The following is a 17,137-nucleotide window of genomic DNA, read 5'->3' as shown; positions in this document are numbered from 1 at the left end:
CGCTGGCGGGTTCGAGGGTGGGGCTGGGGGTGCGGGTCACGCGGTGCGGTGGGGTGTCCAGCCCTTCTGGTCGATGCGCGAGTACCAGCCGCGGCGGACGACCTGGAAGTCGCCGCGGGCGCCGTGGCGGTTCTTCGCGACGATCACGTCGAGCTCGGTGTCGTCGTTCAGGTTCGTCTCGTGCAGCAGCAGGACCACGTCGGCGTCCTGCTCGATCGCGCCGGACTCGCGTAGGTCGCCGAGGGAGGGCCGCTTGTCCTGGCGCTGCTCGGGTCCCCGGTTGAGCTGCGAGAGGGCGATGACCGGGATGTTCATCTCCTTCGCGAGGACCTTGAGCCCGCGGGAGTACGACGCGATGAGCTCGTGGCGGGGGCGCCGGTCCCCGGGTGCGGCTTCCATGAGCTGCAGGTAGTCCACGACCAGCCCGGAGACGGGTCCGCGGCGCGACAGGGTGCGGGCGTGGGACTTCACGTCGGTGAGGCTGATCCCGGACCGGTCGTCGATGCTGATCCGCAGGCCGGTGAGGATGTCCATGCGGCGGGAGATGCGCGCCCAGTCGGCCTCCTGCAGTGCGCGCCCGTCGATGCGCCCGACGGGGACCTCGGCGAGGTTCGCGAGGAGTCGGCCGTGCAGCTCGGTCTCGGGCATCTCGAGGGAGTTGATCGCGACGTACCCGTGCTCGGCGAGGCCGAGGGCGGCGTCGATCGCGACGATCGACTTCCCGACCCCGGGGCGCGCGGCCACGACGTAGAGCGCCCCGGGCCGCCAGCCGCGGATCAGGTCGTTGAGGTCGGACCAGGGTGTCGGGATCGCGGCGGACGGCTGGGCGATCGCGTCGAGGGTGTCGGCGATGGTGTCGCCAACGAGCCGGACGGCCGCGGTGCCGCGGGTCACGGCGTCGAGTTCGCCGCGGAGGATCTCGACGATCTCGGCGGCGTTCTCGACCTCGCTGAGCATCTGGTTCCCGCGGATGAACAGCGCGCCGAGCCTGCGGCGGGCGGCGTAGTCGGCGACGAGGCGCGCGTACCGGTCACCGAGCGCGGCGATCGGGGCCTCTGAGTACACCTGGTGGATCCACAGCGCGTCGACGGCGTTGAGGTCCATGTCGGTGCCGCGGGTGGTCTCGACGGCCGCGACGACGCTCGCCGGGTCGGTCGGCTCGCCTCGGTCCCGGAGGCGGGTGATGACCCGCCAGACCGCGGCGTTCGCCGGGGTGCCGAAGTCCGCGACATCGACGTCGAGCCCGTCGACGATCCCGGGCTTCGCCATGGCGAGGCCGATGACCGCCCGCTCGGGGTGGAGGTCGTTCACTGGGGCTCTCCCGTCTCGGTGATCTGGTTCTTGTGCGCGCGGACGGCGTACTCGACGGCCTCGGCGGGGCTGAGGCCGTCCGCGAGGGCCCTGCGGAGGTCGCCGTTGTACATCCACGGGTTGGCGCCGTCGGGCTCGGGGATGCCGGCTGCGCGGATCTCGCGCAGCCCGTCCTCGATGCGCAGTGCGACGGCTGCCCGGGCACCGCGGACGATGTCGGCGGGCATGATCCACTCGCGGTGCTCGCGGTAGTGCTCGACGACGGCGGTGGTGGCGTCCTCCATCCGCAGGTCGGGGAGCACCTGCGCCCACGCGAGGGCGGTGGACTCGTTCACGGTCCGGTTGTCGAGGGACGCGCACAGCGACAGCAGCTCGGCTGCGTGAGCGGGGTGCATGGTCAGGCTCCGATCTGGGGTGAGGTGAGGACTGGGTGCTGGGTGCGCAGCCGCTCTGCGAGCTCCATGCCGTCGCGGACCTTGTCGTCCGTGGTCGGCACCGACGGCCTGCCGGTGGACCTCGGCGCGTACGGCTCGTCCTCCCACCCGCCGCGGTTCAGCCACGTGGCCGGGTGCGGGACGAACTGCTTCTCCGGGAGGTTCGGGTCCTCGGTCAGTCGCTTCGCACCGAGGATGACCCGGGCGGCCGACGCGTTCTTCGTGGCCTTGGCGAAGGCCTTGATCGCGTCCTGCTTGCCGACCTTCCTCGGGTACAGGGACCAGAACTGCTCGAACTCGGACGTCGTCGTCGGCGCAGCCGATGACGGTGTCTTGCTCCCCTCCTCTCCCATTCCCCTCCTACTCCCCTCCCCTCCCCTCCTAGGCACTTTGGGGCGAGTTTCGGAGGGGTCCGGAGAGGTCTGGGGAGGTTCGGAGAGGTGGAGAGAGGTGCAGACCGGGCATCTGGCCGACCACCGGGCGTCGGTCTTCTGGTGTTCCCGCAGGTGAACGACGTGGAGCGCCGGTCGCCGGTCGGGACCGTAGGTGATGCGCTTGATGCGCTCGGCGTCGATCAACTCGCGCAGGAGTGCCTCGATGTCGACGTCATCCATCGGGAACACCTGCATCTTGAGGCGCATCACGTCAGCATCAAGATGACCCTCATCGCACAACGCGAAGTTCCACGTTCCGATGTACAGCATCCGAGCGTCACGGGAGCACTTCACGAGCGTCCCGTCGGTCCAGAACTCGGGCTTGATGTACCGCATCCGAGGCATCAGGCGCCGTCCTTGGTGTGCAGGACGGTAGCCGCGGCGCGGATACGGTCGAGCACGTCGCGGTGGACGTGCCCGCCGTCCTCAGCCTCGATCTCGTCGCACGCGTCACGGACGGCGCGGACCGTTGCTGCGAGCGCGGTCCCCGACTCGATCATGAGGTCCTCGTCGGCCGCCAGCACGACGATCTTGTCCGCGAGCTGGTCGCCGATGGCGGCGACGGTCACGATGTCGCACGGCCACGAGGCAGCCTGCTCACAGCCGTCGCAGTTCCCGTTCGGCAGGGGGATGTGGTCGGCGCGGGCCTCGGCGAGGATCGACCTGGCGGCGGGGACGATCGCGGGAGTGGTCATGACGACTCCTTGCTGGTGATGGTTCGGTGACCATGCGGCGCCGTACAGGTGCGCGGTGCGCCACAGGGTGCCGACGTTGGCCTCGGTCTTGGGCCGGTAGACGCCGACGGCGAAGAAGCCGCGGGGGCTCAGGTCCGGCATGCCGGTCTCCTTCCTGATGTGGTCCGCCGGGGTGGGCGGTGGCGGGTCAGCCCACCCCGGCGGGGCTCGTGGGTTAGTCGCGGATCCAGCGGCGGGGGCCGAGACGTGTGCTGCTGTCGGGCTCGGCGAACTCGCCCTGGTGGCGCATGGTCTTGCCGACTCGGCCGGCGTGGACTCGGATGAGGCAGCCGTGGGCGCCGACGTAGTGCCAGCGGTGTCCGCGCCATCCCGGCTGGTCGGCGTCGGCTGTGCACCATTCGGGGCACGCGGTGGGCCGAGGGTGGCTGAGCATGGAGTCGATGAGCCGGTCGGTGGGACGGTTGTTGCACAGCTCGGCGCCGAGATCGTGCAGTTGTTCGGCCGTGAAGGTCCCGGCTGTGGTGAGCGTGAGGTCGATCGGCCCTTCGGACTCGGTCCACTCGGCGCGCGTGCGGGAGGCGCGGAGCGTGACGCCCGGGATGACCTCGACGGCTCGCGTCCTGTGCGCCACGAGGCGCTCCGGCGACGTGGCTACGACCTCGCACGCGCCGACGTCGCACCAGTCGAAGTGCTCGCTGGACGTCACGGACCCACCGCCTCCGCGGCTGCGACGATCGTGAGGACGGCGGTCGCGAGCTCGTGGTCGGTGCCGTTGCCGTAGGCGTGCTCGACGGCGTCGAGCAGGTGGTCGTCCTCGGTGATGTGCCGGTCGAGCACCTTCGCCGCGCGGAACGCCGCTCGGCGGATGCTCTGCGGCTCGTCGCCGAGGGTCAGGCCCGCGAACGCGTCGTCCTCGGGGTCGTCCCCGTCGTCCGCCGGCGGCACGTAGACGTCGATGTAGGTCTCCGACTCGCGCCAGTTCGCGAACCACGAGACGTCCGACACGAGCGCCAGGGCGACCGCACGCCGCTGGGCAGAGTCGGCCGTCTCGGTGAGGGCGCGGTCGATGGCGTCCGCCGCGATCGACCTGAGCGCCCACGTGCGCAGCACCGGGTCGTCGAGCGCGCACGCGGAGCACACAGGTCGGTGACTGTTCGCCGGCCACACCACGTGCCACGTCCGGACCGTGAACTCGGTGGCGCACCGCGTGCAGACGTGAGGGCCGGAGCCGGACGCGAGGATCGGTGCCCAGTCCTGAGAGGGGGTCTCGGAAGCCGTCTGGCGCATCGGGACGACGTTGCTGTCGGTAGCCATCTAGATCACGTCCTTCTCGGGGACGTACCAGTGGCCGTCCTCGCGCTTGTGCATGCGGTCGTAGTCCAGGCCGACGGCGTTGATCTCGGCCTCGGCGTTCTCCTCGGGGGTCTGGCAGTCGGGGCAGAGCAGCCCCGTGAGCACGCCGGACTTCCACACGGAGTTCCAGTCGTCGGCACCCCGCCAACGCCGGCTGCAGCGCATGCAGCGCTCGACCCTCGGCTTCTTCCTCATCCGAGCTCTCCATTCCCGTAGAGCACCGTCAGGGCCGCGCGGTAGGTGTCGAGGTCGGCCTGCGAGAAGCGCTCGCGGATCTCCCGGTGCGCGGTGCGGGGGTCGGTGATGCCGTACTTGTCGAGCAGGTCGGAGATCAGGGCCTGTGCCTGGGGGGTGCCGTCGCTGACGCCGGACGTGGTCATCGGTCGGCCTCCTCGAAGGCGTCGAGAAGGGCGGCGTACCGGATGAACTCGTCCCCGATCCGCCGGGCCTGGTCGGCGGTGAACGCGACGTCGGGACCGGTCGTGATGAGGTACGTGGTCTTCGGGTCTCCGCCGGCAGGGCCGGGCTGGTACTCGAACTTCTCCATTCGGGCCGACATCGACCCGTCGTGCCCCTCGACCTCGAACGACAGCCCGTCGGTGAACCGGGTCCGGCTGCCGTCGACGTCGACGCCCCAGTCGCCGGGCTTACCCCACGGCGGGGCCTCGTCCTCGAGGCACCGGCTCGCGACGATCAGCTGGTGGGCGACGGCGCGGGCCTGGTCGGTCGTGAGGTTCGCGTCACCGACGGTCCACACGCCTACCGAGTCGGACACGCGGACCTCGCCGGTGTAGAGCCGGTACTCGTTGCGCTGCATCGTCACAGCGACTTCCCCGCTGCCGTCCAACGCGGCGGTCCTGTGCTCGGGTCCGTAGTGGAAGAAGTCCTGACCCTCGCCGTCGTGCTTCCACGAGTTGGTGGTCTTCGCCCAGGAGGGTGCGCTAGCAGCGCGCTTGCCGCTCACTGGCCGGCCTCGTAGAAGTCGCCGTCCGGGTCGGCCAGGTCGGCGGCAGCGAGAAGCGCGCGGGCGAGCTGACGCGCCTCCGCAGGAGCGAGCCGGGCGTTCCTCAGCGTGGTCCCGGTGCCCTCGCCCCGGTGCTCCCGGGCCAGCGTGACCCACGCGAGGGCGCTGTCCCGGGACGACACCACCCGCTCCAGGGCGACCTCGAAGTGCGAGATGCCGACACGCCCGCCGTCGCACTCCCACCGGTACCCGTTCGAGTACAGGACGGCGATCGGCCGCGAACGGTGCTGGTCGCTGCCGTACCCGACCTCGACCTCATGCGAGTCGACCTCGCACCACGCCGGGCAGGTGCCCCGCCAGGACGGGTCCGCCGACCCCGCGGGCAGGATCCACGGGTGCGGCTCGTCTCCGGCGAGCGCCTTGAACCGGGCGAGGCTGGGCTCGACCGCCTTCGCGGGCAGGGCAATGCTGTTCGACGCGCGGTCGACCTCAATCGCCTTGGTGGCCGCCAGCACGATCTCGAGGCTCGTGAGGACCTCCGCGGACTTGCTGTCCGGGTCGACGGACCACAGGCCCGGACCGGCGCTCTCGTACCAGTGGACGCCGTTGTTCACGGAGTCGCCGGGGTCGAGCGCGTTGAGCCGGTCGACGGCCTCCTGCTGCTGCTTGGTTACGGTGCTCTGCGGTACCGTGGTGCTCATCTTCGTCTCCTCGACAGGGGTGGGGATCACGGCGGCGGCGAGTTGCACCTCGCGCGCCGCCTCTTGCATCTGCAGGCCGGCGTTCATCAGGCGTCTGGCAGCGAGTCGAGCCAGGACGCGAGGTCCCGGATCAGGACCACACGCCGGCCGCGGGAGTCGCGCTTGGCGCGCAGCGGGGGCGGGAACCCGTGCGGGTCGGTCGCCTTGGTGGCGCGGTCGAGGGTGTCCTCGCTGAACGGGACCAGCTCGGTGGCCTCCTTGAGCGTCACCGCGAGGCGCTCGGCCGGCGCCTTCACCGTGCACCGGCCACGAACACGATGAGACCGAGCAGCAGCCCGAAGGCGATGAGCGACGCCCAAGCGCCGATGGTCAGCGCGACCGACGTCGGCGGCGCCAGGCGCTCAGCGGTCTCCGCCACCTGACGATCCAGCGCAGTCACGCCGCCACCTCGGTGAGGTCGGCGCGCATGATGTCGTAGACGCGCTCGAACAGCGGGAGGTCCCGCTTGAAGTAGCCCTTGACCTCGGTCCACGTGCCGTTGACGAACCGGCTGACGGGCTCCGGCTCGCAGCCACGCTCGGCGACGTACAGGGCCTTGAGGCGCTTACCGAACGACCCGGACCACCGGGCGATGGCGGGGGCCTTCACGCCCTTGCTCTTGAGGAACGAGTAGACGTCGACCGGGATCGCGCCGTCCTCGATCTCCGGCTCCTCGCCCATCGACCGAGCCAGCACCAGGCGGGCCTTCGCCTCGAGGTAGTCAGGCGCGATGATCCCTGACGCGAGGCGGATCACGTTCATCTGCGCCTCGGCCTGCTGCGCCAGCGCCGTGAGCTGGTCGTGGGTGGCCCGCGGGTTGATCGCGCCCCCGTTGGTCCAGTACGCCTCGATGACGTCGGCGACCTCGGACTGGTAGGCGACGAGCAACGGCCTCACGGCCTCGCCGACTCGTCGCTCGTCGATGGTCGCCAGCAGCATGAGGAAGGTCCGAACGTCGACCGCGAGCATCTGACGCCGCTTGCCGTCGGCGGCAACCACGGTGGTGAGCACCGTGGTTGCCCAGGACTTGTCCTCGAGCTTCTTGCGCTGGTTGTCGTAGTCGACGCCGAGTGCGTCGATCGCCGGCTTCAGCACGATGTGCGGCTTGCCGTCGATGTCGACCGCGAGCACCTCGGCGTCGTGGAACGGGATGCGGATCAGGTCCGTCACGGGATAGGCTCCTGTCTTGGTAGGTGCCCCCGTAGCCCGGCATGGCGTAGCGGGGGCGCTGCTGTGTTTCGGCTCAGGCGGACAGGGCGTCGCGAAGCGCGGACGTCTCGACTGCCTCTGCGGCGAGGTTGAAGTCGAGGCCGAGGCGGAGCTTCAGCGCCGCGAGGAAGACAGACGACGGCGGCTGCTGGCCCCCCATGACGCGCTTCACGGTCGCGAGACTCACGCCCAGGGCGGTCGCTAGGCCCTCGTTGCTCGTGATCCCTCGCGCGGACATCGCCCCCCGCACGGCGTCAACCCTGAGTCTCAGGATCGGTGCTGATGTGGTCTGCATGGGTCAAGATTGACCCGCATCTGCGGCGCTGTCAACGCGAACGGGTCAAGTCTGACCCTCACGTGCGACGAACGTGCTGGCCGAGGGCTTGCCTGAGGTCCAGAAGTGAGCCACACTGCTTCTGTGGACATCTCGCTTCCCTGGTACCTCAAGACGGCGCTCGGGCGCGACGTGCAAAGAGAGGAGATCGCTCTTGCAATCGGCGCTTCGATCTCCACGGTCACGCGCCGGATGCGAGACGGCTTTCCAGTCGACGAGATCATCCAGGCCGCCCGCTACTTCGGGTTGTCGCCACTCGACGCCCTCGTTCAGCTGGGCTACCTCAAGTCGAGCGAGGTGGGCCAGCTCGTCGTCATGAAGGACCTCAGCGACTACACCGACGTCGAGCTCGCGACCGAAATGCTCCGTCGCGCAAGCGAGCGGTCGACGACGTCCGGGGTCGCGATGCCGCCGGCCGACCAGGTCGACGAGAGCGCATCCTCGAACGTCTACGTCCGGGTGCCAGGCGGAGCCGGGATTTACATAGAGGCGACGGGGAGGCGGCTACCCGCCGTTGTGTCGCTCGAGGGTGGATCCAGCGGCCTGATGACCGCGATCGAGAGGAGTTCTCGTACCGGCGACGATGCAGGGCTCGAGGCCGCGCTGGATGCGCTGGAGCTCTACGCGGAGGAGCACCGGGGGGACTGGGAGTCCTGGCAGAGGGCTCACGACCGTGATCGCGACCGGTCGCGAGGCTGAGCAATGACGCCAACGTCGCCGCCGCTGTCGCAACTCCCATTGCTAAACCCTCGCAGGGCGAGCGCCGATCTACGTTGTAGTGAGCCCGCGCTCGCGGGTGTGTGATGCAGGGGGAATCGAAGTGAAGATGAAGGCCCATGCGGTCGTGCTGGCGGTCGCGAGCATGGTCGCCCTCGTGGCGTCCGGCTGCGGGAGTTCAAGTGACGAGAAACTTGCCGAGACGACTGCCGCTCCCGCTCCGATCGAGACAACAGAGCCAGCGCCCACGCCGGACGCCGACGCAGCCTGCGCCGTCATCGGCGACGGGGGCAGCGAGTCGATCGTTCAGCGCATCCCTACTGCGCTTACCTCGATAGGTGCCACCATCGGACAGGAGCAGATCGATGAGCTCCTCGACATCAACGAGAAGCTCGGCGACGCCATCGAGTTGGCGCCGACCGACCTCGCCGCAGCCCTGACATCGCTGAAGGTTCCGTTCCAGCAGGCGCAGGACGCGATGGACTCTGGGAGCGGATCGCTCAGCATGGACACGGCGTCGGTGGCTGCCGACGTGACTGAGGTTCTCGAGCTGTGCGTAGCCGCCGGCTACTCCGTCGCCGAAGCCGATAGCGAGGCTGCATCAGATGCCGCCGGTGTCGAGGCTGCGCTCGCGTCGTGGTCGACGGTCTCTGCCGTCACCGAAACGGAGCCCGGCCGGTTCGAGATCCAGACCAGCATCGTCGACCCCCGCGGGGACGACGGCAGCCCCGAAGCGCAGGAGGCGATCGCGATCTGCCAGGCCGCCGTGGACGCTGGCGCTACCTATGTCGCGGTCTTTGAGGCGGACGGAACGCACTTCGTGTTGTACGGGCACCCCTCTGCTCCACCTGGGGCGTGTGGGGAGGTCTGAGGCGCTCTTCGCGCTAGCGTGTCCAGCACAGCGAGGGCAGCGCGGGCGCACAGCGGGCGCGAAGCCTGACCAAACATCAGCGGGGGGATCTGTGGCGACGTACGGGTACAAGTTGAGCGTCGTCAATGTGACCCCCTACGGGCGGCCTCAGGACAACCTCGATCTCGACGACGCTCGATTCGGAAACGGTGGCGGTCTGGCGTACCTGCGCGACACGGCGGTCGCCCTGCTTGCTCAGGGACATGACGACGAGCGCCGGAGTACGTACACAGAGTTCTCCGAGGTCCACCCTTCGCATCTCGGCGTGCTCAGCATCGTCCAGGGCGGTGAGTACGGAGAGAGCCGGACACTCGTCGACCGGGTCACCAAGGCGCGTCGAGCGATCACGGTTGATGACGCGGTCCTTTCTGACGCGCGAGTCGTACTGGTCGTTCCTGAGCACGGTCAGGACGCCGTGATGGTCTCGGAGGTGAAAGGCAGGACCCACCACACTGCGGGTTTCGTCACCCGCGTGAACACGCGCCTCAAGGGTGACGGGCTCTCTCTGCGGCTTCGACGGGAGGTCGCGGACGGTGTGGCGTGGGGCAAGTTCCTGGCCGATCAGGACGCCGGGATCGTTGGAGTCGAGTTCGCGCAGAGCGTGCGACGTTCGGAGGACCGAACACCGTTCGCCACCGGCGGCGGCCTGACTGCGGCGCGTCTCCGGTTCGCGCTTTCGTCTACCGGCGACGTGGCTCAGGGGATCATCGGGAGACTGCGCGGCGCCTCGCCCGAGCAGAGCCTCCGCGACCAGTTGGACCTCGCCACCGTTGTCGGACTGCGCGACTACCATGACGAAGACTTCGATGAGCAGAGGATCATCGTCGTCAAGGACGGTCGCGAGCGGACCATCAACGTCAGTCAGGCGTTGCCCTCGTTCACGTACGTCTTCGCCGATGACGAACGTCCCGATCACCAGGGCTTCCTGGACCAGAGCCGAGGTGCTGTGCTGGACCTGTTCCAGGAACTCGGGGTTGAGCTACCTCCTCAGTGGTGGCCGGAGGCCCCGACTACGTAGTGGAGAGGTGGCGTGAGATGTTCGACAGGTTCAAGATCACGCCGGTCGTAGAGAAGCACCTCTGGTCGATGCGTCCTCCTGGCAGTCAGAGGATGCGGCGTAGCGATCGACTTGTGTACGCCGGCGTGCCGATGCTCACTAGCGTCGTCGCAGGAGCGGCGATCTGGTTGGGCGCGCCGGTCTCGAATGGCATCTCTCAACTGCTCGCGGCGACCAGCCTCCTGGTTGGAGCGATGCTCACGACCTTCGTCTTCCTCGTGAACCTCAGAATCCGCGTCGGAGACAGCAAGAGCACTGTCTACCGGCGCAACCTACAGCGGCTCATTGGCTCGGCCGTCGCGAGCTCGCTGTACTCGGCCGCCGTGGCGGCGTTCCTCACGTTTCTCCTGGCCGTCGTCGCGACCTTCGACGATCTTCGTGCCCCGGTAGTCGCGCCGTTCACCGCGGGCGTCGTCGCTGGAGTCGCCGCTCATCTTGGCATCACTCTACTGACGGTGATTCGGAGGCTCTTCGGCGTCTATGTGGACGTGTTCGGAGCTGACTACGGCCCAGAACTGGTTCAGAGCGAAGATCGGACGAAGCGCAGTTCGGCGGGGTGATCGCCGGTCGTCGTCGCGGTGAGTTCTTGTGTGGGCACCAAGCCAAGCCGGGCGGCTACGTCGTCGAGCGCCTTGCGCGCGAGCACCTGGGATACGTGCTGGTACCCGCGACTGGTCACGATCGTGGAGTGGCCGAGGATCGCCTCGACGACCTTCGGGTCGACGCCGGCCTCGAGGAGCAGCGTGGCTGTGGTGTGCCGCGCTTCGTGGAGCTCGTAGCGCCGGCCGACGGTGTCGTCGATCCGGGCGACCTGAGCCTGGTCCTGCAGCGCCCACCAGGCCTCTCGGTCGGTCACCTCCGAGCGAGGTGTCCCGTCCGGGTTCGGCCACACCAGGTTCCACTTCGACGGCGGGCAGATCTCCCGCCAGGCCGCGAGCGCCGCGGTCATCCACGGGACGAGCGGGATGATCCGCTGGCCGTTCGCAGTCTTCGGCGGGACGAGGTGCCAACGGTCGACGAGGTGCCGGTGGGGGAGGCCCGGCTTGATCTGGAACCCCGACGACCGGTCGCGCTTCACCTTGTAGGGCAGTGCGTCGAGCTGCCAGGAGATGTCGATGGTCCCGTTGTCGAGGTCGACCAGGTCCCACGTGAGCCCGAGGCACTCTCCCTGCCGCATGCCCTGAAGGAACGCGGCAACCCAGCGGGAGCCGTCGGGGTGGGTCGCGGCCGCGGCAAGCATGGCGTGCGCGTCCACGATCGAGATGGCGTCCCGATCGTTCACGGCCTTCGCCGGCGCCGGGACGAGCAGGACGCGCTGCGGCACGTCGTACCCCTCGAGGATCGCGTCGCGCAGCATCTTGGTCAGCACGACCTGAGCGCGCTGCGCGGTCGAGGTCGACAGTCCCGAGCCGATGATTGCTGCGGTGACCGAGCGGACGTCCGCCGGCGTCAGCTGGTCGAGGCGGCGGTGGCCGATCGTCGGGATGACCCACTTGCGGACCTGCGAGGTGTCCGTGGCAGCCGACGTGTGCCGGACCTCGGCGGGGCGACGGGTGATCCACTCCCCAGCCCACTTCTGCACCGTGACGCGGGCCGAGGCGCCTTCGACCGGCAGGCCCTCGGCGGCGATCTTCCTCTGCCGCTCCTTCAGCCTCGTCTTCGCCTCGGCCTCGGTGCGGCCCGAGACCTTGATCTTCCGGCGGGTGCCCTTCGCGGTCACTCCGGCCTCGATCGTCCCGACCCAACGCTTCTTCGAGGGGTCCCAGGAGACGCCGCCGGTGCCGTACTGCCGGCGCTTGCGCTCTGCCATCGCGGATCCTCTCAACAGGGGGACAAGTAGGGGGACATTAGCACTCTCCGCCGGGCGGGGGCAGGGCTACCGTTATTGCAGGTCAGCGTCACATTCGCCTGCCGACCATCAACCCCAGGCTATCATTCGCAATGAGAAGGTCAGGGGTTCGAATCCCCTCAGCTCCACCAGCAGCACACGAAGGGCCCGCCGGTCACGGCGGGCCCTTCGTGCATCCGGCGCGTGCGTCCGGCGCCGCGCGTCTGGCGCCGGCCGTCCCCGGCTTCAGTTCCCCCCGGCCTCCGGCTCCTGCGGGGCGGGCTCCTCCTCGGGCGCGAGCCGCGGGTGCTCGGTGGGGTACATCGCGGTCAGCAGTGCGTACGCGCGTGACCCGGCGGAGGTCCGCGGCAGCTGTGCGTACTCCCCGACGAGGTCCAGGACGCGGTCCCAGAACTCGGCGGCCCGCCCGGCGTCGATCCAGGCGTAGCGGGTGAGGCCGCGCAGGTCGTCGTCGCGGACGGCCGCCTCCGCGTCGCGCGCGGCGGCCTCGAAGAAGCCGGGGGTGTCGGCGCGCGGCTCGACCCGGACGTCCCCGACGGTGAACAGCCGGGCGGTCCGGCCGTAGAACGACTCCTCGCGCCCGCGGACCGTCCGGGTGCGGACCACGGTCAGCAGGCCGGCGTCCGCGAGCACCTTGACGTGGTGGGCCACGGTGCTCTTGGGCCTCCCGGCGGCCGCGGCGAGCTCCTGCACGCTCGCGGCCCGCTCGAGCAGGAGCTCCAGCAGCACCTCGCGCAGGGGGTGGAAGATCGCCCGGACCTGCTGCGGGTCGCGGACCACCTGCCGGTCGGCGAGCGGGTACCCGGGGAGCTGCTGACTGCTCGACATCGGTGGATCACTCCTCTACGCTGACTGATCCAAGGAAGTGGATCAGTCGGGACGAGCCTACGCGGGGCCGGCGCCCCGGGGGAGGTGCGACATGGTCGCCGAGACGCAGGCCGGCACCGCCGCGAGCGGGCGCGGGGCCGCGACGCCCCCCTGGACGGTGCGCCCGCTCGACGGGGACACCTGGGACGCCTTCGCCGAGCTGGTCGAGCGCAACGGCGGCGTGTTCGGCGGGTGCTGGTGCCTGGGCCACCACGCGACGCCCGAGGGGCGGTCGTTCCACGAGGTCCGCGGGATCGACAAGCGCGCGACCAAGGAGGAGCTGGTGCGCGCCGGACGGGCGCACGCGGCGCTCGTGCTCGATGAGGAGGGTCACGCCCAGGGCTGGGCCAAGTACGGCCGGCTCGACGAGCTGCCGCTGCTCGCGCAGCACCGGCGGGCGTACGAGAAGGAGCCGTCGACGCCCCCCGACTGGCGGATCTCCTGCTTCTACACCGACACGCGCCACCGCCGCGAGGGCATCGCCCGGGCCGCCCTCGCCGGCGCGCTCGACATGATCGGCCGGGAGGGCGGCGGCACCGTCGAGGCCACCCCCGAGATCACGGCCGGGCGGGTCGCGCACGGCCGGTTCCTGTTCGTCGCCTCCGTCGAGCTCTTCGAGGAGCACGGGTTCGAGCGGGTGCGGCAGCTCGGCACGTGGGCCTGGCTGGTCCGCCGGGTCGTGGAGCCCTCGCAGCCGCGGGGCGCCCAGGCGTAGGCACGGGAACGGAGACGCATGTCCACCCTCGAGGGACGGGACGGCCGCGCACTGGTGGTCGTCGACCTGCAGCACGGCGTGATCGACGGCGCCCACCGGCGCGAGGAGGTCCTCGCCACCGTCACCGACCTGGTGGCGCGGGCCCGCGCCGCCGGGGTCCCGGTCGTGTGGGTCCAGCACCACGACGACGAGCTCGTCCGGGGCACGCCGCCCTGGCAGTGGGTCGACGGCCTGGGGCCGGCCGACGGGGAGGCCCTCGTGGAGAAGTCGTTCGGCGACGCGTTCGCCGGCACGACGCTGGAGCAGACCCTCGCCGGGCTCGGGACGGCGGAGATCGTCCTCGTCGGGGCGTCGAGCGAGCAGTGCATCCGCTGCACCCTGCACAGCGCGGTGGTGCGCGGCTACGACGTCGCGCTGGTCGCGGGGGCCCACACCATGGTCGACCTCTCCGAGTACGGCCTGCCGGAGCCGGCCGTCGTCATCGGGTTCCTCGACTCCGTCGCCGCGTCCGGCATGGAGTGGCCGGGGCGGCGCGGCCGGTCCGTGACCCCCGACGCCGTCGGGTTCTGACCGTCGACCGCCGCCCGGGGGTGTCGTACCCCGGCGCTACGGTCGCGCGATGAGGACGATCTACAACACCGCCACGACCCTCAACGGGTACATCGCCGACGAGCGGAACTCCCTCGACTGGCTGTTCGCCGTGGACGACTCGGTGGCGCCCGACCAGGAGGCGTTCCTGGCCGGCGTGACCGTGCTGGTGCTGGGGTCCACGACGTACGAGTGGGTGGTCGAGCACGAGGACCTGGTCGCGCACCCGGAGCGGTGGCCCGGGTACTTCGGCCGGCGGCCCCTGTTCGTCTTCACCACCCGCGAGCTGCCGGTGCCCGAGGGCGTCGACGTGCGGTTCGTGCGGGGGCCCGTGGCGCAGGTGCTGCCGCGCATCCGGGAGGCGGCGGGTGACGGGGACGCGTGGCTCGTCGGCGGTGGCGACCTGGCCGGTCAGCTCCTCGACGCGGGGGCGCTCGACGAGGTGCAGCTCTCCGTCGCACCCGCCGCCCTCACCGGCGGGGCCCCGGTGCTGCCGCGGACGGTCGGGGCGGACCGCCTGCGGCTGCGCACGGTCGAGCAGTTCGGGCAGTTCGCCCACCTGACCTACGACGTCGTCCCGGTGGGCTGACCGGCCGCCCGGCGCAGGACGGGGCCGGTCCCGCCCTCCGGCGGGGTGGCGGACCCGCCGGTGGCAGAATGTCCCGGTGCCCGACGCGACCCCGACCCGACCGGGCCGGTGGTCCCGGGCCCGGTCCGCCGTCCGGACGTGGGTGGACCCCCTCGTCGTCATGATCGTCGCCGTGTTCGTCCTGGGGCTGCTGGCCCCGGCGTCCGGCGGGTTCGCGACCGGGCTCGACCACGTCACCACCGGCGCCGTCGTCCTGCTGTTCTTCCTCTACGGCGCGCGCATGGCGACCAGCGACGTCTGGGCGGGGCTGCGCAACTGGCGGCTGCAGGGCGGGATGCTCGCCTCGACGTACGTGCTGTTCCCGGTGCTCGGGCTCGCCGCGCAGCTGCTGCCCGAGTCGGTGCTGCCGGGCGACCTGCAGACCGGCCTGCTGTACCTGTCGCTGCTGCCGTCGACCATCCAGTCGTCCGTCGTGTTCACGTCGATCGCCCGCGGCAACATCGCCGGCGCGATCACCGGGGCGACCGTGTCGAACGTGCTCGGCATCGTGCTGACCCCGCTGCTGGTGGGCCTGCTGATGTCCCGCGCCGGCGGGCCCGTCGGCGGCTCGGCGGGCGCCACGCTGCTGCAGCTGCTGCTGCCGTTCGTCGCCGGGCAGGTGCTGCAGCCGTGGATCGGGGGCTGGGTGCGCTCGCACCGGCCGGTGACCCTGCTGACGGACCGCGGGACGATCCTGCTCGTCGCGTACGGCTCCGTGTCCGAGGCCGAGCGGTCGGGCGTGTGGGACGACCTCACCGTGGGCGTGCTCGCGGTGCTGCTCGTGGTGTGCGCGGTGCTGCTGGCCCTCATGCTGCTGGCGACGTGGACCGGGGGGCGGCTGCTCGGCCTCGGACGCCGCGACCGCATCGCGCTGCTCATGTGCGGCTCCAAGAAGAGCCTCGCGACCGGCCTGCCCATGGCGAGCGTGCTGTTCGGGCCGGTCGCGGCCGCGGGCGTCGCGCTGCCGGTGATCGTGTTCCACCAGCTCCAGCTCGCGACGTGCGCGGTGATCGCCCGCCGGCTGGCCGCCACCGACCCGGAGGACGAGCGGGCGACCGTCCCCGCCTGACCCGCGTCCCCGCCCGAACCGTCGGGCCGGCCCGATCTGCGTGCCCGCCGACCCGCGTGCCCGCCCGACCGGTCGGGCCGGCCGCCGTCAGTCCCGCGCGCCGCCCACCACGGCCGGCTCGTGCGGGCCTGCCGTGCCGCCCCCGGGCTCCCCGGCGTCGGGCCCGCCCGAGTCCGGCCCGCCCGCGTCCGGCCCCCGCAGCGCGCCCCGGCGCCGCAGCACCCGGCGCACCGCGACGACCGCGGCGACCACCAGGGCGGCGACCGCGAGCCAGGGCACGAGCGCCCCGAGCACGAGCAGCGCGACGCCGAGCACCCCGACCAGCGCCTCCCAGCCGGCCGCCAGCCCGCCGAGGAACCCGGTCCGCTCGTCCGTCGTGGGGGCGGGCGCGCCGTCGCTCCAGATCATGACGTGCAGGGTGGAGAGCGCGACCTGCTCGGCGACGCGCGCCCGCTGGGACTCCAGCTGCTCGAGGGCCGCCTGCCGCTCGGTCAGGGTGTTCTCGGCGCTGATGACGTCCGCCTGCGTGGCGGCACCGGCGAGCAGGTCCTCCATGCGGGCGACCGACAGCCGCATCGCCCGGATGCGGGCGTCGAGGTCCTGCGCCGCCGCGGTGACGTCCTCGGACCGGAGGTCGACGTCCTGCACGTCGCCGAGGTCCTCGAGCGCGTCGAGCAGGTCGCTCACGTCGTCCGCGGGCACCCGCACCGTGAGGTTGGCGGACGCGTCGGTGCCGTCCTCCGCGCGCGCGGAGGACTCCTGCCGCGCGTCCACCCGGCCGCCGGCCTCCTCCACCAGGGCGACGACCCCGTCGGCCGCGCCGCGCGGGTCGGACGCGGTGAGCGCGACGTCGCCGGTGGTGACGACCTGGCGCCCCGCGGCGTCCGCGCCGGGGTCGGCCGCGGCGTCGTCCCCGACGTCGGCCGCTGCCGCGCCCGCGTCGCCCCCGCCGGAGACGGAGTCCTCGCCGGAGAACGCGCGGGTGTCCGTCATCGACGCCCCGCCGGAGTCGGCCCCGCCGTTGCTGCAGCCGGCGACGAGGACCGCGAGCAGCGTGAGGCCGAGGGCGGCGCGCGCCGCACGTCGGTCCCGCCACCCGCCCGGCCGCCCGGCGCGCGGTCCCACCGTGGCGCCCCGGCGGCCGCGCGCCACCGGGTGCCCTGTCACGTCCCGTCCGACCAGTGCCCGCATGGCTGGACGGTAGTGGGGCGCGTGCCCGCAGCGGGGGCGTTCCGGACGGAAGGAGACCGGATCGTTGCCGTG

The 17,137-nt window shown here is 71.2% G+C and carries 25 protein-coding genes; 8 read left to right on the top strand and 17 right to left on the bottom strand.

Annotation, left to right across the window (positions count from 1 at the left end; all coding sequences use genetic code 11):
• Window positions 1-36 precede the first annotated feature (36 nt).
• From P9841_RS06805 to P9841_RS06740, 14 genes are all read right to left on the bottom strand, one after another.
• Window positions 37-1,311 (bottom strand): replicative DNA helicase, encoded by a 1,275-nt coding sequence (locus P9841_RS06805; RefSeq protein ID WP_283321285.1) that lies wholly within the window; start codon window positions 1,309-1,311, stop codon window positions 37-39.
• A complete protein-coding gene (locus tag P9841_RS06800) occupies window positions 1,308-1,706 on the bottom strand; it encodes a hypothetical protein (RefSeq protein WP_283321284.1) in 399 nt (132 codons plus the stop codon). The genes P9841_RS06805 and P9841_RS06800 overlap by 4 nt, the downstream gene beginning before the upstream one ends.
• Window positions 1,707-1,708: 2 nt before the next feature.
• On the bottom strand, window positions 1,709-2,515 hold the full coding sequence (locus tag P9841_RS06795) for an LvrA C-terminal domain-related protein (RefSeq protein ID WP_283321283.1): 807 nt from the start codon (window positions 2,513-2,515) through the stop codon (window positions 1,709-1,711).
• 8 nt (window positions 2,516-2,523) lie between these two features.
• Complete coding sequence (locus P9841_RS06790; RefSeq protein ID WP_283321282.1) at window positions 2,524-3,015, bottom strand: hypothetical protein; 492 nt, start codon at window positions 3,013-3,015, stop codon at window positions 2,524-2,526.
• A gap of 73 nt (window positions 3,016-3,088) precedes the next feature.
• Entirely contained in the window at window positions 3,089-3,580 is a 492-nt protein-coding gene (locus P9841_RS06785; RefSeq protein ID WP_283321280.1) for a hypothetical protein, read from the bottom strand.
• Window positions 3,577-4,188, bottom strand: coding sequence for a hypothetical protein (locus P9841_RS06780; protein ID WP_283321278.1), 612 nt, complete (start codon window positions 4,186-4,188; stop codon window positions 3,577-3,579). Before P9841_RS06780 ends, P9841_RS06785 begins: the two co-directional genes overlap by 4 nt.
• Window positions 4,189-4,422: a hypothetical protein gene (locus P9841_RS06775; protein ID WP_283321277.1), complete on the bottom strand. Its 234-nt coding sequence runs from the start codon at window positions 4,420-4,422 to the stop codon at window positions 4,189-4,191.
• Window positions 4,419-4,607 carry a hypothetical protein gene (locus tag P9841_RS06770; protein WP_283321276.1) on the bottom strand — a complete coding sequence of 63 codons (189 nt, stop codon included), beginning with the start codon at window positions 4,605-4,607 and terminating at the stop codon, window positions 4,419-4,421. The genes P9841_RS06775 and P9841_RS06770 overlap by 4 nt, the downstream gene beginning before the upstream one ends.
• Complete coding sequence (locus P9841_RS06765) at window positions 4,604-5,191, bottom strand: hypothetical protein (protein ID WP_283321275.1); 588 nt, start codon at window positions 5,189-5,191, stop codon at window positions 4,604-4,606. Before P9841_RS06765 ends, P9841_RS06770 begins: the two co-directional genes overlap by 4 nt.
• Window positions 5,188-5,892, bottom strand: a complete 705-nt coding sequence (locus P9841_RS06760; protein WP_283321274.1) for a DUF6907 domain-containing protein — start codon at window positions 5,890-5,892, stop codon at window positions 5,188-5,190. Before P9841_RS06760 ends, P9841_RS06765 begins: the two co-directional genes overlap by 4 nt.
• An 86-nt stretch (window positions 5,893-5,978) precedes the next feature.
• Window positions 5,979-6,188 (bottom strand): hypothetical protein, encoded by a 210-nt coding sequence (locus tag P9841_RS06755; protein WP_283321273.1) that lies wholly within the window; start codon window positions 6,186-6,188, stop codon window positions 5,979-5,981.
• Window positions 6,185-6,331, bottom strand: a complete 147-nt coding sequence (locus P9841_RS06750; RefSeq protein WP_283321272.1) for a hypothetical protein — start codon at window positions 6,329-6,331, stop codon at window positions 6,185-6,187. The genes P9841_RS06755 and P9841_RS06750 overlap by 4 nt, the downstream gene beginning before the upstream one ends.
• A complete protein-coding gene (locus P9841_RS06745) occupies window positions 6,328-7,101 on the bottom strand; it encodes a phage antirepressor N-terminal domain-containing protein (protein WP_283321270.1) in 774 nt (257 codons plus the stop codon). Before P9841_RS06745 ends, P9841_RS06750 begins: the two co-directional genes overlap by 4 nt.
• A gap of 73 nt (window positions 7,102-7,174) precedes the next feature.
• Window positions 7,175-7,312 carry a hypothetical protein gene (locus tag P9841_RS06740; protein WP_283321269.1) on the bottom strand — a complete coding sequence of 46 codons (138 nt, stop codon included), beginning with the start codon at window positions 7,310-7,312 and terminating at the stop codon, window positions 7,175-7,177.
• A gap of 246 nt (window positions 7,313-7,558) precedes the next feature.
• Between P9841_RS06740 and P9841_RS06735 the strand changes: the two genes are divergently transcribed.
• The 4 genes from P9841_RS06735 (at window position 7,559) to P9841_RS06720 (ending at window position 10,718) form a co-directional block, all read left to right on the top strand.
• Entirely contained in the window at window positions 7,559-8,173 is a 615-nt protein-coding gene (locus P9841_RS06735) for a hypothetical protein (RefSeq protein ID WP_283321267.1), read from the top strand.
• A gap of 121 nt (window positions 8,174-8,294) precedes the next feature.
• Window positions 8,295-9,062 (top strand): hypothetical protein, encoded by a 768-nt coding sequence (locus P9841_RS06730; RefSeq protein ID WP_283321266.1) that lies wholly within the window; start codon window positions 8,295-8,297, stop codon window positions 9,060-9,062.
• 112 nt (window positions 9,063-9,174) lie between these two features.
• Window positions 9,175-10,119, top strand: a complete 945-nt coding sequence (locus P9841_RS06725; protein WP_283321264.1) for a hypothetical protein — start codon at window positions 9,175-9,177, stop codon at window positions 10,117-10,119.
• Window positions 10,120-10,136: 17 nt separating this feature from the next.
• Entirely contained in the window at window positions 10,137-10,718 is a 582-nt protein-coding gene (locus P9841_RS06720; RefSeq protein ID WP_283321263.1) for a hypothetical protein, read from the top strand.
• On the opposite strand, the gene P9841_RS06715 is transcribed toward P9841_RS06720, so the two are convergent.
• Window positions 10,679-11,968, bottom strand: coding sequence for a tyrosine-type recombinase/integrase (locus tag P9841_RS06715; RefSeq protein ID WP_283321261.1), 1,290 nt, complete (start codon window positions 11,966-11,968; stop codon window positions 10,679-10,681). The two genes, P9841_RS06720 and P9841_RS06715, sit on opposite strands and share 40 nt — an antisense overlap.
• A 264-nt stretch (window positions 11,969-12,232) precedes the next feature.
• Window positions 12,233-12,835: a winged helix-turn-helix domain-containing protein gene (locus tag P9841_RS06710; protein ID WP_283321260.1), complete on the bottom strand. Its 603-nt coding sequence runs from the start codon at window positions 12,833-12,835 to the stop codon at window positions 12,233-12,235.
• A gap of 91 nt (window positions 12,836-12,926) precedes the next feature.
• Here P9841_RS06710 and P9841_RS06705 point away from each other — a divergent pair, with 91 nt between their 5' ends.
• From P9841_RS06705 to P9841_RS06690, 4 genes are all read left to right on the top strand, one after another.
• Window positions 12,927-13,589, top strand: coding sequence for a GNAT family protein (locus P9841_RS06705; RefSeq protein WP_283321259.1), 663 nt, complete (start codon window positions 12,927-12,929; stop codon window positions 13,587-13,589).
• A gap of 18 nt (window positions 13,590-13,607) precedes the next feature.
• Window positions 13,608-14,159, top strand: coding sequence for an isochorismatase family protein (locus P9841_RS06700; RefSeq protein ID WP_283321257.1), 552 nt, complete (start codon window positions 13,608-13,610; stop codon window positions 14,157-14,159).
• 49 nt (window positions 14,160-14,208) lie between these two features.
• Window positions 14,209-14,766, top strand: coding sequence for a dihydrofolate reductase family protein (locus P9841_RS06695; RefSeq protein ID WP_283321256.1), 558 nt, complete (start codon window positions 14,209-14,211; stop codon window positions 14,764-14,766).
• A 76-nt stretch (window positions 14,767-14,842) separates the two neighbouring features.
• A complete protein-coding gene (locus tag P9841_RS06690) occupies window positions 14,843-15,874 on the top strand; it encodes a bile acid:sodium symporter family protein (protein WP_343300579.1) in 1,032 nt (343 codons plus the stop codon).
• Window positions 15,875-15,961: 87 nt separating this feature from the next.
• On the opposite strand, the gene P9841_RS06685 is transcribed toward P9841_RS06690, so the two are convergent.
• Window positions 15,962-17,065 carry a DUF4349 domain-containing protein gene (locus P9841_RS06685; RefSeq protein ID WP_283321255.1) on the bottom strand — a complete coding sequence of 368 codons (1,104 nt, stop codon included), beginning with the start codon at window positions 17,063-17,065 and terminating at the stop codon, window positions 15,962-15,964.
• Window positions 17,066-17,137: the final 72 nt, after the last annotated feature.

The sequence above is a fragment of the Cellulomonas sp. ES6 genome (genome assembly GCF_030053835.1).
In the GTDB taxonomy this organism is placed as follows: Bacteria; Actinomycetota; Actinomycetes; order Actinomycetales; family Cellulomonadaceae; genus Cellulomonas.
This window is presented reverse-complemented; position numbering and strand designations above follow the sequence as displayed.

Bases quoted from the DNA above. Each gene is read 5' to 3' on its own strand.
- P9841_RS06800 (WP_283321284.1), bottom strand. From the start codon at position 1,706: ATGCACCCCGCTCACGCAGCCGAGCTGCTGTCGCTGTGCGCGTCCCTC.
- P9841_RS06795 (WP_283321283.1), bottom strand. From the start codon at position 2,515: ATGCGGTACATCAAGCCCGAGTTCTGGACCGACGGGACGCTCGTGAAG.
- P9841_RS06790 (WP_283321282.1), bottom strand. From the start codon at position 3,015: ATGCCGGACCTGAGCCCCCGCGGCTTCTTCGCCGTCGGCGTCTACCGG.
- P9841_RS06780 (WP_283321278.1), bottom strand. From the start codon at position 4,188: ATGGCTACCGACAGCAACGTCGTCCCGATGCGCCAGACGGCTTCCGAG.
- P9841_RS06775 (WP_283321277.1), bottom strand. From the start codon at position 4,422: ATGAGGAAGAAGCCGAGGGTCGAGCGCTGCATGCGCTGCAGCCGGCGT.
- P9841_RS06770 (WP_283321276.1), bottom strand. From the start codon at position 4,607: ATGACCACGTCCGGCGTCAGCGACGGCACCCCCCAGGCACAGGCCCTG.
- P9841_RS06760 (WP_283321274.1), bottom strand. From the start codon at position 5,892: ATGAGCACCACGGTACCGCAGAGCACCGTAACCAAGCAGCAGCAGGAG.
- P9841_RS06720 (WP_283321263.1), top strand. From the start codon at position 10,137: ATGTTCGACAGGTTCAAGATCACGCCGGTCGTAGAGAAGCACCTCTGG.
- P9841_RS06715 (WP_283321261.1), bottom strand. From the start codon at position 11,968: ATGGCAGAGCGCAAGCGCCGGCAGTACGGCACCGGCGGCGTCTCCTGG.
- P9841_RS06710 (WP_283321260.1), bottom strand. From the start codon at position 12,835: ATGTCGAGCAGTCAGCAGCTCCCCGGGTACCCGCTCGCCGACCGGCAG.
- P9841_RS06705 (WP_283321259.1), top strand. From the start codon at position 12,927: ATGGTCGCCGAGACGCAGGCCGGCACCGCCGCGAGCGGGCGCGGGGCC.
- P9841_RS06700 (WP_283321257.1), top strand. From the start codon at position 13,608: ATGTCCACCCTCGAGGGACGGGACGGCCGCGCACTGGTGGTCGTCGAC.
- P9841_RS06695 (WP_283321256.1), top strand. From the start codon at position 14,209: ATGAGGACGATCTACAACACCGCCACGACCCTCAACGGGTACATCGCC.
- P9841_RS06685 (WP_283321255.1), bottom strand. From the start codon at position 17,065: ATGCGGGCACTGGTCGGACGGGACGTGACAGGGCACCCGGTGGCGCGC.